General features: G+C 67.9%; 12 protein-coding genes. 8 read left to right on the forward strand and 4 right to left on the reverse strand.

Annotation, left to right across the window (positions count from 1 at the left end):
* Window positions 1–2: 2 nt before the first annotated feature.
* Genes ACFWFP_RS11385 through fadD11 form a run of 4 tightly spaced genes read left to right on the forward strand, consistent with a single transcriptional unit; the run spans window position 3 to window position 5,072 of the window.
* Window positions 3–1,460: a flavin-containing monooxygenase gene (locus ACFWFP_RS11385; RefSeq protein WP_379294629.1), complete on the forward strand. Its 1,458-nt coding sequence runs from the start codon at window positions 3–5 to the stop codon at window positions 1,458–1,460.
* The gene (locus ACFWFP_RS11390) at window positions 1,460–2,332 is read left to right on the forward strand and encodes a short-chain dehydrogenase/reductase (protein ID WP_379294630.1); all 873 of its coding nucleotides are present in this window, start codon (window positions 1,460–1,462) and stop codon (window positions 2,330–2,332) included. The genes ACFWFP_RS11385 and ACFWFP_RS11390 overlap by 1 nt, the downstream gene beginning before the upstream one ends.
* Window positions 2,329–3,276 carry an alpha/beta hydrolase gene (locus ACFWFP_RS11395; RefSeq protein ID WP_379294631.1) on the forward strand — a complete coding sequence of 316 codons (948 nt, stop codon included), beginning with the start codon at window positions 2,329–2,331 and terminating at the stop codon, window positions 3,274–3,276. The genes ACFWFP_RS11390 and ACFWFP_RS11395 overlap by 4 nt, the downstream gene beginning before the upstream one ends.
* Window positions 3,273–5,072: a fatty acid--CoA ligase FadD11 gene (gene fadD11, locus ACFWFP_RS11400; RefSeq protein WP_379294632.1), complete on the forward strand. Its 1,800-nt coding sequence runs from the start codon at window positions 3,273–3,275 to the stop codon at window positions 5,070–5,072. The genes ACFWFP_RS11395 and fadD11 overlap by 4 nt, the downstream gene beginning before the upstream one ends.
* Here fadD11 and ACFWFP_RS11405 read toward each other — a convergent pair.
* The gene (locus ACFWFP_RS11405; protein WP_379294633.1) at window positions 5,059–6,288 is read right to left on the reverse strand and encodes a PucR family transcriptional regulator; all 1,230 of its coding nucleotides are present in this window, start codon (window positions 6,286–6,288) and stop codon (window positions 5,059–5,061) included. The genes fadD11 and ACFWFP_RS11405 overlap by 14 nt on opposite strands.
* A gap of 165 nt (window positions 6,289–6,453) precedes the next feature.
* On the opposite strand from ACFWFP_RS11405, the gene ACFWFP_RS11410 reads away from it, so the two are divergent.
* Window positions 6,454–8,025: a GMC family oxidoreductase gene (locus ACFWFP_RS11410; protein WP_379294634.1), complete on the forward strand. Its 1,572-nt coding sequence runs from the start codon at window positions 6,454–6,456 to the stop codon at window positions 8,023–8,025.
* Complete coding sequence (locus tag ACFWFP_RS11415) at window positions 8,022–9,725, forward strand: aldehyde dehydrogenase family protein (RefSeq protein WP_379294635.1); 1,704 nt, start codon at window positions 8,022–8,024, stop codon at window positions 9,723–9,725. Before ACFWFP_RS11410 ends, ACFWFP_RS11415 begins: the two co-directional genes overlap by 4 nt.
* A 3-nt stretch (window positions 9,726–9,728) precedes the next feature.
* On the opposite strand, the gene ACFWFP_RS11420 is transcribed toward ACFWFP_RS11415, so the two are convergent.
* Window positions 9,729–10,202: a MarR family winged helix-turn-helix transcriptional regulator gene (locus tag ACFWFP_RS11420; protein WP_379294636.1), complete on the reverse strand. Its 474-nt coding sequence runs from the start codon at window positions 10,200–10,202 to the stop codon at window positions 9,729–9,731.
* 135 nt (window positions 10,203–10,337) lie between these two features.
* Between ACFWFP_RS11420 and ACFWFP_RS11425 the strand changes: the two genes are divergently transcribed.
* Both ACFWFP_RS11425 and ACFWFP_RS11430 read left to right on the forward strand, forming a co-directional pair.
* A complete protein-coding gene (locus ACFWFP_RS11425) occupies window positions 10,338–11,174 on the forward strand; it encodes an SDR family oxidoreductase (protein WP_379294637.1) in 837 nt (278 codons plus the stop codon).
* 52 nt (window positions 11,175–11,226) lie between these two features.
* The gene (locus ACFWFP_RS11430; RefSeq protein WP_379294638.1) at window positions 11,227–11,727 is read left to right on the forward strand and encodes an SRPBCC family protein; all 501 of its coding nucleotides are present in this window, start codon (window positions 11,227–11,229) and stop codon (window positions 11,725–11,727) included.
* Window positions 11,728–11,769: 42 nt separating this feature from the next.
* On the opposite strand, the gene ACFWFP_RS11435 is transcribed toward ACFWFP_RS11430, so the two are convergent.
* Window positions 11,770–12,582 (reverse strand): alpha/beta fold hydrolase, encoded by an 813-nt coding sequence (locus tag ACFWFP_RS11435; protein WP_379294639.1) that lies wholly within the window; start codon window positions 12,580–12,582, stop codon window positions 11,770–11,772.
* A 106-nt stretch (window positions 12,583–12,688) separates the two neighbouring features.
* Window positions 12,689–14,389, reverse strand: a complete 1,701-nt coding sequence (locus ACFWFP_RS11440; protein ID WP_379294640.1) for a hypothetical protein — start codon at window positions 14,387–14,389, stop codon at window positions 12,689–12,691.
* Window positions 14,390–14,655 lie beyond the last annotated feature (266 nt).

A 14,655-nucleotide genomic window follows, 5' to 3' on the forward strand; every position in this document is an offset into this window, starting at 1 on the left:
CCATGCCCGCAGAACACACGCACATCGTCGTGCTCGGCGCCGGATTCGGCGGGATCGGGCTGACGATCAAACTCCGCGAAGCCGGCTTCGACGACATCGTCGTGCTGGAACGCGCCGATGACCTCGGCGGCACCTGGCAGGCCAACACCTACCCCGGCTGCGCCTGCGATGTCCCCTCCCAGCTCTACAGTTATTCCTTCGCGCCCAACCCGGAGTGGTCGCGCACCTACGGCAAGCAGCCCGAGATCCTCGACTATCTGCGTACTGTCGCCGAGTCCAACGACGTGATCCGGCACGTACGGCTCGGCACCGAACTCCTCGACGCGCGCTGGGACGACGAGCGGTCGTTGTGGCGCATCGAGACCTCGCGCGGTGAGCTCACCGCGGATTACTTCCTTTCCGCCGCGGGCATTTTCGCCGAGGCGAAGTATCCGTCGCTGCCCGGTCTCGACACCTTCGAGGGCACGGCCTTCCATTCCCTGCACTGGGACCACGACCACGATCTGACCGGCAAGCGCGTCGCGGTGATCGGCACCGGCGCCTCCGCGGTCCAGTTCGTGCCGGAGATCCAGCCCCAGGTCGCCGCGCTGACGGTGTTCCAGCGGTCGGCGCCGTGGATCGTGCCGCGGATGGACCGCCCGACGATCGGGCTCGAACGTCGCCTGCTGCGCCAGATCCCGTTGGCGCAGAAGGCCGTTCGGGGTACCTGGTATTCGCTGATCGAGGGATTCGGGCTGGTCGGGTTCGTCGACAACCGGTTCCGGCATCCCTTCGAACTGCTGGGCCGGATCCAGCTGCGCCGCCAGATCCGCGACCCGAAGCTGCGCGCCAAGGTGACGCCGGACTACATGATCGGCTGCAAGCGGGCCATCTTCTCCGACGCCTATCTCCCCGCCCTCGACAAGGACAATGTCGACGTGGTGACCGACGGCATCGCCGAGGTGCGCGCGCGCTCCATCGTGACCCGCGCCGGCGTCGAGATCCCCGTGGACACCATCATCTACGGCACCGGATTCACCTCGACGCCGAGCGTGTTCGATCGCATCGTCGGCCACGACGGGCGCTCGATCGCCCAGCTGTTCCGGCAGCGGCCGCAGACCTACCTCGGCGCCGCGGTGGCCGGGTTCCCGAATTTCTTCTGCACCCTCGGTCCGTTCGGTGCCGCGGGCAACCAGTCGGCGGTCTTCATGATCGAGTCGCAGATCGCCTACATCGTCGACGCGCTGAGCACGCTGCGCGCCCGCGGCGAGACCCGCATCGAGGTCCGGTCACAGGTACAGCGGGACTTCATCGAGGAAATGGGCAGGCGCAGCGCCGAGACCGTGTGGCTCACCGGCGGTTGCGAGAGCTACTACACCACCGCCGAGGGCGGCAACGCCGGGCTGTATCCGAACTGGAGCTTCGAATACCGCCGCCGCACCAGACGATTCGACATCGAGTCCTATGAGGTGTCGGCGTGATGGGCCTGCCCGATCTCGCGCCGGCCTCCTGGTTCGCGCGCACCTATGACGTCGCGGGCAAGGTCGTCCTGATCACCGGTGCGGGTCAGGGCATCGGCCGTGAACTGGCCGCGATCCTGTCCCGCCGTGGTGCGCGGGTCGTGGTGGTCGATATCGACGAGGCCGCTGCCCGCCGCGCCGCCGACGAGGTGGGGATGGACGCCCACGGCATCGGCGCCGATGTCGCCGACCGGGCGCAGATGGCAGCAGCGGTCGACGAGGTGGTGCGGCGATACGGCGCCCTCGACGTGGTGGTCGCCAACGCGGGCGTGACGCCCGTGCCCGCCACCGTGCGCACGATGGACCCGGCCGACTTCGACCGGGTGATCGGCATCAACCTCACCGGTGTGTTCAACACCGTGCACCCGGCGCTGGACCACATCGTGTCCGCGCGCGGGCATGTCGTGGTGGTGTCCTCGTGCGCGGCGTTCGCACCGGGGATGGGCGGCTCGCCGTACATGGTGAGCAAGGCCGCGGTCGAACAGTTGGGGCGGGCGCTGCGGGTGGAACTCGCCGCGAGCGGGGCCAGTGCCGGCGTCGCGTACTTCGGCGTCGTCGACACCGCGATGACCCACGACATGCTCGACACCGACGACCTGGGCAAAGAGCTCGACGCGATGCTGCCGTGGCCGCTCAACGTGCGGATCACCGCCGAGTACGCGGCCACGACGATCGCCGACGGCATCGCCCGGCGCGCACCACGCACCATCGCACCGAGCGGGTGGGAGCCCTACGCGCTGTTGCGCGGGGCGATCAACGTCGTCCTCGATCACCGGCTCGCCGCCGACGCCACGGTGCACGCGCTGATCCGGGCGATCGAGCAACGCCGGTGACCGGCGAACGCGGGTCGCTGCGAGCCCGCACCGTCCGGCAGGTGTCGGCGTTCACCCTCGGTCAGCTGGCCGCGCTCGCGCCGGTGAACGCCTACACCCTGCCGCCGTCGCGGCTGCTGATCGAACAGGCCCTGCGGGCGGGCGCGCCGCCGTTGCGCGCCACGACGACCGAGCCGGTGGACGAGGACGGGATCCGCGGCGAGTGGGTGCGTGGGCCACGCGCCGACCGTACCGACGCGGTCGTGCTCTACATCCACGGTGGCGGGTTCGTCGCCGGGTCGATCCTCGGGTACCGCGGCGTCGCCTCCCGGTTGTCCACCGCGACCAGGCTCGCGGTGTTCACCCTGGACTACCGGCTCGCCCCCGAGCACCCGTTCACGGCCGCCCCCGCCGATGTGGCCGCCGCCTTCGCGTGGTTGACGCGGCGCTATCCGGCGGACCGGATCGTCGTCGCCGGTGATTCGGCCGGCGGCTTCCTGGCAGCCCACCTGGCCATCGAGAACGCTCGCGCCGGGCAGCCCGCACCGGGTGCGCTGGTGCTGTTCTCGCCGATGGCGGACCTGAGTCTGGCCACCGCCGTCGGCCACGGGAACGAGCACCGCGACGGGCTGCTGTCCACCCAGATCGCCAGGCAGACGATCGCCGCCTTCACCGCCGAACCGTTCGACCTGCGGCCGGAGCACGGAATGCGGTTGCCGCCCACCGTGATCCACGCCAGCGACACCGAGTATTTCGGCGCCGACGCGACCGAACTCGCGCGGCGCTGGCGGGCCACCGGGGCGCACTGCGAACTGCGGGTGTGGCCGGATCAGATGCACGCCTTCCAAACCCTGCCGATCGTCGTCCCCGAGTCGAGGACGGCCTACCGCGCGGCGGCTCGCTTCGTCGCCACCCATCTCGATACCGCCCCCGCGGTCATGACCCAGAAAGTGCCTGCCTCGTGAGCATTACCCGTTTCGACACCTTGCCCGCAGCGTTCCAGCACACCGCCTCGATCGCCCCGACAGCGATCGCCTTGCGCACCCCGGGCGACACCAAGACCCTCACCTGGGCCGAGTACGCGTCCCAGGTCCGCGCGGTCGCCGCCGGACTCGCCGGACTCGGGGTGCGTCGCGGCGACACCGTCGCACTGATGATGAGCAACCGAGTGGAGTTCTATCCCCTGGAGGTCGGTGCGCAGCATCTGGGCGCCACCTCGTTCTCGGTGTACAACACCCTCTCCCCCGAACAGCTCGCCTACGTGCTCGGCAATGCCGGAGCGCGCGTGGTGATCTGCGAGCCCCAGTACGCCAAGCTGATCGCCTCCTCGGGGGTCGACCTCGACCACATCGTCTGCGTCGACGAGGCGCCCGAGGGCACCCTGTCAGTGGCCGATCTGCTCGCGGCGGGCCGTGCCGATTTCGACTTCGACGCCGCCTGGCGCGCGGTCCGTGGCGAGGACATCGCGACCCTCATCTACACCTCGGGCACCACCGGTGCGCCCAAGGGCGTCGAGACCACCCATGCCGCCCTGCTGTTCCAGGTGCACGGCATCGCCGACATCCTCGGCATCGAATTCGGTGACACCATCACCTCGTTCATGCCGACCGCGCATATCGCCGATCGGCTGACCGGGCTCTACGTACAGGAGGTGCTCGGCACCCAGGTGACCAGCGTCAGCGATCCCAAGCTGATCGCCGCCGCCCTCGCCGACCTGCATCCGACCATCTGGGGCGCGGTGCCGCGGGTGTGGGAAAAGCTCAAGGCCGCCATCGAATTCAAGGTCGCGGCCGAACCCGACGAGACCCGCCGCCAGGCCATGGTGTGGGCGATGTCGGTCGCCGCGGCCCGCAGCGCCCATCAGCTGGCCGACGAACCGGTGCCCGCCGAGCTCGCCGCCGAATGGGCGCGAGCCGACGAGCTGGTGCTGAGCAAGCTGCGCGCGGCCCTCGGCCTGGATCGGGTGCGGTGGGCCATGTCCGGTGCGGCGCCGATCCCGCCGCAGACGCTGGCCTTCTTCGCCGGCCTCGGCATCCCGATCGCCGAGATCTGGGGCATGTCGGAACTGTCGTGCATCTGTAGCGTCAGCCACCCCCGCGACGCCAAGCTCGGTGCGGTCGGAAAGCTGTTGCCCGGCATGCAATCACGCCTGTCCGACGACGGTGAACTGCTCGTGCGCGGGCCGCTGGTGATGAAGGGCTACCGGGGGCTGCCCGAGCAGACGGCCGAGGCGATCGACGCCGACGGCTGGCTGGCCACCGGTGACATCGTCAGCATCGACGACCAGGGCTATCTCCGCGTCGTCGACCGCAAGAAGGAGATGATCATCAACGCGGCGGGCAAGAACATGTCCCCCACCAACATCGAGAACGCAATCAAGGCGGCCACGCCGCTGATCGGCGCGATGGCCGTGCTCGGCGACGGCCGGTCCTACAACACCGCGCTGATCGTGCTCGACGCCGAATCCGTCGAGCCCTACGCGCGCGAGCACGGGCTTCCCGACGCCTCCGCCGCCGCACTGGCCGTCGATGCCACGGTGCGGGCCGCGATCGAAGCCGGTGTGGCACAGGGGAACAGCAAGCTCTCGCGGGTGGAGCAGATCAAGCGCTTCCGCGTCCTGCCCACGTTCTGGGAGGCGGGCGGTGACGAGGTCACGCTCACCTTGAAGCTCAAGCGCAAGGTCATCGCCGAGAAGTACACCGCGCAGATCGACGAGCTCTACGCCGAGAACCCGCCCGCCGAGGTCGTCAACGCCGGATAGCAGTACCCGACTGGTCCGATCCCGCCTGGCGCGGCCGGACCAGTCGGGTCGTCTGGAGCGCGAAGTAGAACTCGGCGGCCGCGATGGGATCGGTGCAGCTGCGCCCGGTGAGGGCTTCGATTCGCCGGAGGCGTTGATGCACGGTGTTGCGGTGGAAGTGCAGCCGTTTCGCCGCGTCGGCCACCACCCCACCCGCGGCGAACCACGCCTCGAGTGTCTCCAGCAGCGTGTCCCGCTCCATCGCGGGCAGCGCGAGGACCGAGCCGAGTATTCCGGCGGCGAGCCGGCGACTCACCTCCGGCAGATGCGCGATCAGCAACGGGATCGGCTGGTCGCCGAAGCTGTTGACCTCGACATCGCCGGGCCGGGCGCACCGGCATGCCAGTTTCGCTTCGTGGAGCGCGTCGTGGGCACGGCGCGGATCGTCGAACGGGCAGCTCACTCCGACCCGGCCGGTGGCCAGGCCCGCGAGAACCGCGTCGGCTTCGGCGCGCGCCGCGCCCGATTTCAGGCTGATCAGGCCGACATGGGTGTCGAACTCGACCGTCCAGATCGAATGCACGCCGATCGACCGCAGACGTTCCTCGACACCGCGCAGCGGGGCCGCGACCGGCTCGGCGATTTCGGCGCTGACCACCAGGAACGTCCCGGTCTCCGGCAGGTTCAGCAGGCGCAGGGTTTCCCACAGCGGCGCGCCGTCGTCGACGGCGGCGGACAGCAGTGAGCGCAAGGCGAGGCTGCGGGCCTGCGCGTCGCGATGCGTGCGTTCGAACGCCACCTCACCGTAGGCTTCGGCGGCCGCGCTCGAATAATCGTCGATGATGCTCCACAGCTCGGAGCCCTTGTGCGCCAGCGATTCCGAGAGCTCACCGCCCATCTCGCCGAGCAGCCGGTCCCAGATCAACCGGCCCGCCAGCCGATACGCGTGCAGCAGCGCCGCCAGCGGAACCTGTTGCTCGGCCTTGAGCCGACCGGCAGCGCGCGCGGCGTCCAGACGCGGCCGGGAACGTCCCCCGAGCTGGCCGAGCAGCGTCACCAGGTTGTCGTGGGTGGCCTGGCGCAGTTCCTGGTGGGTCAACCGGGTCGCCTCGGCATAGGCATGGTCGCCGGACAGGATTTGCGCCACCAGAGCGTCGGTCAGCTCGTCCGCTCGCAGCAACAGCCTGTCGACAAGCTCCACCGATACGTCGGACGACACCTCGGGAACTGTCGTCATCCTCCCATTGTAGGCGCCACGGAAAGCGTCCCTACCAGCGGCGTTGTGCACTTGCACACTGAGGTCGCGGTTATCCGCAGCGCCGGTCCATAGGCTGCCCGCGTGCCGTCGACCACGATCGAAGTACGTGATCCACCTCACTACATCGCATCGAGAGGCATTGCAATGTACGACTACGTCATCGTCGGCGCGGGTTCGGCAGGCGCCGTGTTGGCTGCCAGACTTTCCGAGGATCCGGCGGTCTCGGTCGCCGTCATCGAAGCCGGGCCGGCCGACAGCGCCGACGAGATCCACATCCCGGCCGCGTTCGGCGCCTTGTTCAAGAGCGAGTGGGACTGGGATCTCGATACCGAACCCGAACCGCAACTGGGCGGTCGGCGCGCGTACCTGCCTCGCGGGCGGATGCTGGGCGGATCGAGTTCGATGAACGCGATGATCTACATCCGGGGCAACCGGGCCGACTACGACGCCTGGGCCGCGGCCGGTGCCGAGGGTTGGTCCTACGACGAGGTCCTGCCCTATTTCCAGCGAGCCGAGGACAACGAACGCGGCAAGGACGCCTACCACGGCGCCGGCGGACCATTGCGCGTCTCGGAGAGTCGCTCGCAACACACCATCGCCGGGGCCTTCGTCGACGCGGCCGAGCAAGCCGGGTACGCGCGCAACGACGACTTCAACGGCGCAACACAATTGGGCGTAGGCCGCTATCAGGTGACACAGCGTGACGGCATGCGGTGCAGCACGGCCGTCGCCTATCTGCATCCCGCGATGACGCGGCCGAACCTGACCGTCATCACCGATGCGCCGGCGCAGAAGGTGCTGTTCGAGGGCGACCGGGCGGTCGGCGTCGAGATCAGCCGTGGCGGCGAGGTCGTCACGGTCCGCGCCGAACGGGAAGTCATCCTGTCCGGCGGCACCTACGGGTCGGCGCACTTGTTGCTGCTGTCCGGGGTCGGGCCCGCGCAGGAGCTCGCGCTGTTCCAGATCGAGGCGGTGCGTGACCTTCCGGTCGGCGAGAACCTGCAGGACCACTACATGACGCTGATCAACTACCGCAGCGACACCGAATCGCTGATGACCGCGATGTCGCCGGAGAACCTCGCGTTGTTGCAGCAGCAGGGCCGAGGACCGCTCACCTCGAACATCGGCGAGGCGGGCGGATTCTTCGAGACGAGGTCCGGCCTGGAAGGCCCGGACGTGCAGTTCCACCTGGCACCGGTGCTGTTCCACGAGGAGGGACTCGGCGCACCCGTCGCGCACGGATTCGCCCTCGGCCCCTGCGTGCTCCAGCCGACGAGCGCCGGCAAGCTGATGCTCCGCTCGGCCGCACCGACCACCGCGCCCAGAATCGTGCACAACTACCTCGCCACCGACGAGGACCGGCGCAGCATTGTCGCGGGTCTGCGCATCGCCCTCGACATCGCGAGCCGAGCCCCGCTCGCAGCACACATCACCGCGGACTTCGTTGCCCCCGAGTCGGATTCGGACGAAGACCTGCTCGCCTTCGCACGCCGGTACGGCCAGACGCTGTATCACCCGACATCGACCTGTGCCATCGGGTCGGTCGTCGACAGCCGACTGCGGGTGCTCGGCCTGCAGGGCTTGCGCGTCGTCGACGCTTCGGTGATGCCCACGGTCGTTCGCGGCAACACCAACGCACCGACCATCATGATCGCCGAGAAGGCCGCCGACCTCATTCGCGAAGATGCCGCCGCCACCACCGGAGGAACGAAATGACCAGCACAGCAACGACAATCGATGCCGCGATCGAGGCACTGACCCAGGGAGCGGTGCGGTGGGCGGCGACTCCGCTCGCCGACCGTCGCCTGCTGCTACAGCAGGTGCACGATCTGACCGAGCACCACGCACAGGACTGGGTCGATGTCGCCATCGGCATCAAGGGCCTGCCGAAGGATTCGCCCCTGGTCGGCGAGGAATGGGTCAGCGGCCCCTATCCGGTGATCACCGGCACCGGCGCGCTGATCGAAAGCCTTGCCGCGCTCGACGCGGGCCGTAGCCCGGTCGACGGCTTCGAGATCACCGCGGCGCCGGGCAACAGGTCCGCCGTGCACGTACTACCGCACGGGATCTTCGATCGGCTGCTGCTCAACGGCTTCACCGCCGAGGTGTGGACCAAGCCCGGTGTCGACGCCGACACCGTCCGGGCGCGAGCGGGTTTGGGCGCACGGACTCCCGCCGGCGAAGGCGGTGTCGGCGTCGTGCTCGGCGCCGGGAACATCTTCTCCATTCCGCCGCTGGACCTGCTGTACCAGTTGATCGCCGACAACCGCGTCGTGGCACTGAAGCTCAACCCCATCACCGACCCGCTGCTTCCGGTCTTCGAACGCATCTTCGCCCCGCTGATCGAGCGGGGGTTCTTGCGAATCCTCACCGGCGGCGCCGAAGTCGGCACCGCGCTGGTCAACCATCCCGACGTGACCTCGGTGCACATGACCGGCAGCAGCAACACCCACGACGCCATCGTGTTCGGCCGGGGAGCCGAAGGCGCGCAACGGAAAGCAGCGAACACACCACTGCTGGCGAAACCGATCACCAGTGAACTCGGCGGCGTCTCACCCACGATCGTGATCCCCGGGCAATGGTCGGAGGCGGATCTGAAGTTCCAGGCCGAACACCTCGCGACACAACGACTGCACAACAACGGCTACAACTGTGTCGCGTCCCAGGTCGCCATCGTGAGCGCGGACTGGCCGCAGAAGGAGAAGTTCCTCGCCGAAGTGCGTGCTGCGTTCGAGCGGGCACCCGGGCGACCGGCGTATTACCCGGGCAGCGAGAGTCGAGTGGCCAACGCGCGCAAGGAATATCCGCAGGCACAGCGTGTCGGTCCGAACAACGACCGTACGCTGGTGCTCGGAATCTCGCCGTCGAAGGACGAACCGGCGCTGCGGGAGGAGTACTTCGCTCCGGTCTTCGGTGTCACCGAACTGCCCGGCACCGGTCCGGAGTTCCTGCGCGCCGCGGTCGAGGTCTCGAACGAGCAATTCGTCGGCACCCTCGGCGTGAACATCATCGCCCACCCGAAGACCCTGGGTCAGCTCGGCGCGGCACTCGATGAGGCAATCGTCGACCTGCGGTACGGCACCGTCGCGATCAATGCCTGGACCGGGGTCGGCTATCTGACCGCCCGCGCGAGCTGGGGCGCGTTCCCGGGCCACACGCTCGACGATGTGCAGAGCGGCATCGGCGTGGTGCACAACGCGCTGCTGATCGAAGACCCCGAACGCACCGTCGTGCGCGGGCCGTTCCGCCCCGCGCCGAGGTCGATCACGCGCGGTGAATTCACGTTGGCGCCCAAGCCGCCCTGGTTCGTGACCAACAAGACCGCCGCCACCACCGGCCGTCTGTTGTCCGCTTTCTCGGCCGCGCCGGGGTGGTCCAAGCTACCGGCGATCTTCGCGTCGGCCCTGCGCGGCTAAAGGTCAGCGTTGCCGCACCGCGTCGTACGCCTGCGGCAACGCCTCGCCGGAATTCATCGCCAGCAACGCTTGGTGCAAGTTCGCGCGCTGATCCTGATCCAGACCTTCGAAGAGGTCGTCGTTCAGCGTGCGAACGAGCTCGTCGGCCTGCTCGACGGCACGCCTTCCCTGCTCGGTGATCTCGACGAGAAACCGGCGACGGTCGCGGTGATCGCGAATCCTGGCGGCGAGACCCGCCGATTCCAGATGGTCGATCGCGGCGACCATGGTGGTCGAGTCGATGCGGAGCCGGGTTCCCAGTTCGAGCTGAGAGCTGGCCTGGTCGCCCGCTAGCACCTTCAAGATCATGAAGTGCCGGGTCCGCAGACCCAGAGTGGCGAGCCGATCCTCGCTCACGCGGAACATCACCTGCCCGAGCTTGATCAGCAGGCAACTGGTGTGATCGGCGACCATATCCGGGATCAACGGTTCGGTCACTGGGGGAAACCTCGATTTCTGGGCTGGACAGCAGAGGCGATCCTAGTCGGCGCCACACCTGCGCCCACCATCGGCAACCATCATCACCGATAATCGCAACAGATAATAGTTCGCACTACTGATAGTCTGCCCGGCATGGCGTCAGAATTCATCCAGAAAATCGACCTGACCGACAAGGTCGTCGTCGTCGCGGGCGGCACCAGCGGCATCAATCTCGGTGTGGCCGAGGACTTCGCGCGGGCCGGTGCTCGCGTCGCGGTGCTGAGCCGCTCCGCGGACAAGGTCGACGCGGCCGTCGAACGGCTGCGCGCACTCGGTACCGAAGCGTTCGGCGGGAGCGCCGATGTGCGCGACTACAGCGCGACCGAGGCCGTGCTGCAATCGGTGCATCAGGAGTTCGGCGACTTCGACGTGATGATCTCCGGTGCGGCAGGCAACTTCCCCGCCGCCGCCGTCGGCATGTCCGCCAACGGCTTCAAGTCGGTCGTCGACATCGACCTGCTCGGCACCTACAACGTCCTGCGCGCGAGCTACCAGTTCCTCCGCAAGCCCGGCGCCTCCGTCATCAACATCTCGGCACCGCAGTCGGAACTGCCGACGATCACCCAGGCCCACGTCTGCGCCGCCAAGGCCGGCGTCGACATGCTCACCAAGGTCCTGGCGCTGGAGTGGGGCCCGGTCGGCATCCGCGTCAACGGTGTGATCCCGGGCCCCATCGATGGCACCGAGGGCATGGCCCGACTGGCCCCGACCGAGCAGGACCGTGCCCTGGTCACCGGCAGCGTGCCGCTGCGCCGCTACGGCACACCCCGCGACGTCGCCAACGTCTGCCGATTCCTGGCCTCCCCCCTCGCCGACTACATCTCCGGCGTTGTGCTGCCGGCCGACGGCGGATGGGTCCTCGGCGGTGCGTCGCAGGCGATGGGTGTCATCGGGCAGCCGCTCCTCGACGCCGCGCACCAGAACCAGTAGCACGAGCCCCAGGCGTGCGAGAACAGCAACGCAGTCGGATAGGTTCGAGTCCATGAGCCGCACCACGACCGTCGTCGACAGCATCGATATCGCTGCCGATCCGGTGTTCATCTATCAGCAGGTCAGCGATCCGACCCTGATGGGTCGGTGGAGCCCGGAGAACCGCGGCGCGAAGGTTGCCCAGCCTCGCGAGTCCACCTATGTGGGAATGGAATTCGAAGGGTTGAACAAGCGTGGCGGTGCTCGCTGGGTGACCCGGTGCGTAGTGATCGCGGCCGAACCGGGAAAGCGGTTCGCGTTCCGCGTCGAGGCGATCGGGGTCCGACGGCCATGGATACGCGCCGGTATCGCGACCTGGGAATACCGGTTCGAGCCGGACAACGGTGGCACCCTGGTCACCGAAACCTGGCACGACGATCGCACGTCGTGGCCGAACGCGGCGGTTCAGGTCTTCGACCGGATCGTCACCGGCGGCGACACCTTCGTGGAGTTCCAGCGCAAGAACATCCACCGCACGCTGCGCAACCTCAAGCGGCAACTCGAGTCGGACTGAACGCGGGCATCGCCGGACACGAGAAGTCCGTCGTCAGAGGTCCTACCCGTCGGCGTCGGGGCTCGCCGACGGCACGCCCGTCACGGCAGGCACGGCGCCCGTTGTCGCCAGAATCGTCGCGGCGACCAGTTTCGGATCGTCGATCATCGGCACATGCCCGACCCCGGGCAAGATCTCGAAGCGGGCCTGCGGGAAGCGCTCCTGAGCGATACGGCCATTGACCGCAGGCGGCAAGATCGCGTCCTTCTCCGACCAGGCCAGGGTGATCGGACACGGCAAGCTCGGCACCGAGGCTATCTGCTCCTCGGTGCCGAGAACGTCGTCGGTGACCGCGCACTCGATGAGGTCGGTGGCCGCTGTCAGCGCTTGCGCCGCTGTCAAACGGTCGGCACGACAAGCGATATCACGCAACGCGAGCCGCCGGACCACCCCCGAACGCAGGGCCAGCGGTTGGACTCGGCGCGTCAGCTGAACGAGGGCGATCGTGCGGCGCAGTTTCCTGACCGCGTCGGTCTGCCCGTGCCCACCACCATCCCAGAACCCGGCGGGTGAGAGCGCGCAGACGCTCAGCGCCCGACCACGCAACGCGAGCTCGATCGCCATCCACCCGCCGAGCGAGTTCCCCGCGAGATGAGCCTGCGCGATACCCCGATCGTCGAGCATCCGCTCCGCCGCGTCGACGATGTCGCGCACCGTCACCGGGCGCTCCCGCACCACCGGCCCGCCCCGATGCCCCAGCGCGGTCAGAGCGACCACGTCGTGATGATCGGTCAACCACGGAACGACGCCCTCCCACGCCGCCGCCGACATGGTGACGCCATGGAACAGGACAACCGAAGACTTACCGGAACTCATGGGCAGATGCTACTCACCGCCGGTCAGCCGGTGGGCCGTGTTCGCGATCGGCCGACAATTGCACAGGGTTCACCGGTGGTACCGGCGCCGCAGCTCGCGGCCGCACCTATACCCGGGTGGCGAATTCGGCGAGACGAGTGGAGACCACCTCGGGTCTGCCGTCGTTCTGGTGAGCCGCGGCGGTGAGGACGTCGATGTGGTTGTAGCCCGGGAGGTGGATCACTTCATCCCGGGGACTTCCCGAGTGCGCGACCGGGATACCGCCGCTGCTGCGGAAAGTCAGGATGGGGTTGCGATTCACGCCGTCGAGATGGATGTGATGAACAGCGAACGACGGTGCCGTCGTCTGCTGGAGGTCGAGGCTGAGACGGGTGGGGAAATACCATTCGGTGAAGTCGAGGGGTGGTTCGCACAGACTGCGGGCCAGTTCACCGATGGCGGTCACTTCGCTGGTCGGGGACGTGTAGGGGGCGGTCAGTTCCGCTGTGTCGTCGTAATCTGCCCAGCGGTAGAGGGTATCGGGGTGGTAGACCGTCGGCGAAACCTTCGGTGCGTCGCCGAACATGCCCATCACCAGCGGGCCCAGCGCGATCGAGTCCGGAAGGGGGAAGGTTTTCGGGCCGATCGGGCCGCCGATGGGGAAACCCACGCTCGCTTGGAGGAATCCGAGTGGCTGGGAATTGTCGTCGAGGATCGCGCCCAGCACGGCTTCGTTGGTGGCGTTCAGGTCACGCACATCCGGTTGCCCGGTGACGAACATGGCGGCGTCCTGGGAGAGCAGGGTTCGCAGAGTTGCGGCGACGTTGGGATTGTCGGGCAGTCGTCGGACGAGGTCATTGACGCCGTCGGGACTCAGTCTGGCCGCGAGACCGGCCAACGCGAGCAGATTGGTGGTTTCGGGATTGATCACCGCGGGCAGGCGCAAGACCGGCAGCGCGGTATCGAGTTGCCACGACACGGCTTCCACCGGTCCGGCAATCGGTGCGGGAAGCTCGGGGACCTGCAGGCCACGCAGGCTCAGTCCGGCTTGAATGGTGGTGTCGAGCGCGAAATAGCCGGAGCACTGGTTGTATCCGGCGTCCTCGGTGGTTGCCGGATTCCCGTCGAAGTCCCACTCCGCGAAATAGCCGGTGACGAAGCCGCCCAGCGAATGCCCGCCGCACAGCACCTTTCGCTTGCGCACCGCTTGGTCGGGGAATTCGATCCGCAGCACGTCGTATTGGTCGCGCAGGGTTTGCGCGAGCCCCTGATCTCGCAACCACGCTGTTGCCGCGCCATCGGCATATCCGCTGAACCGGCGACCGTCGACCTCGGCGCCGCGGAAATAGTAGTCCGTCGCGGTATCGAACGATCCGGTCCGTAAGGCCGCGGCGACCCCGGTGTGGTCCTCCAAGCAGTTCGACCGACGATCCAGTGCCCAGAATTCGATGTATCGTCCAGACTCGGCGGCCGACGCGACGGTGTTGCGCGCCACGCTGTCGAAGGCCCCGGCCCCCTCGAAGACACCGGGTTGTGCGACCAGGACACGCTCGGCGTCGGCCGAGGACCGCGGTCCGTCGATCGCTCGCCACCGCAGATACGACAGGGTGTCGCACGCCTGCGGATGCGGCAGGCTGCCCGGCGGCAACGACACCGCGAGAGTGACTTTCGATGCGACGACCGACGTCACCGGCGACGAAGTCGGGTACACCGTTTCCGTGCGGCCGGGCACCTCACCGCTCGCGACCGGGGCCGCGGCAGACACCCCGATTCCGGCCATCGCCAATGCTGTCACCAATGCCGAGACGCTGTTTCGCCGAAGTCGCATACGAACATTCCCTCGTTCACGGTTCACCGATATCGAACCCTGTCCCACTGTGAGGTAACAGGAATAGGCCCGCACCTGTTTCGATCACAACAGCGAGCCGAACGAAGCGCAGCGGCATCACAACGAACGCCCGGGCCCGAGCCACTTGTTCAGTCGCAGAACGGCATTGCAGAACGGTTGGCACTTCGCCACATCAGTCCGTTCATCGATTCACAGGGGCCGGAGCTACGACGTTTCAGCGTCAGAGAGTTCGTAGGCCTGGCGGA

The sequence above is a fragment of the Nocardia sp. NPDC060249 genome (assembly GCF_042728755.1).
Classification (GTDB): domain Bacteria; phylum Actinomycetota; class Actinomycetes; order Mycobacteriales; family Mycobacteriaceae; genus Nocardia.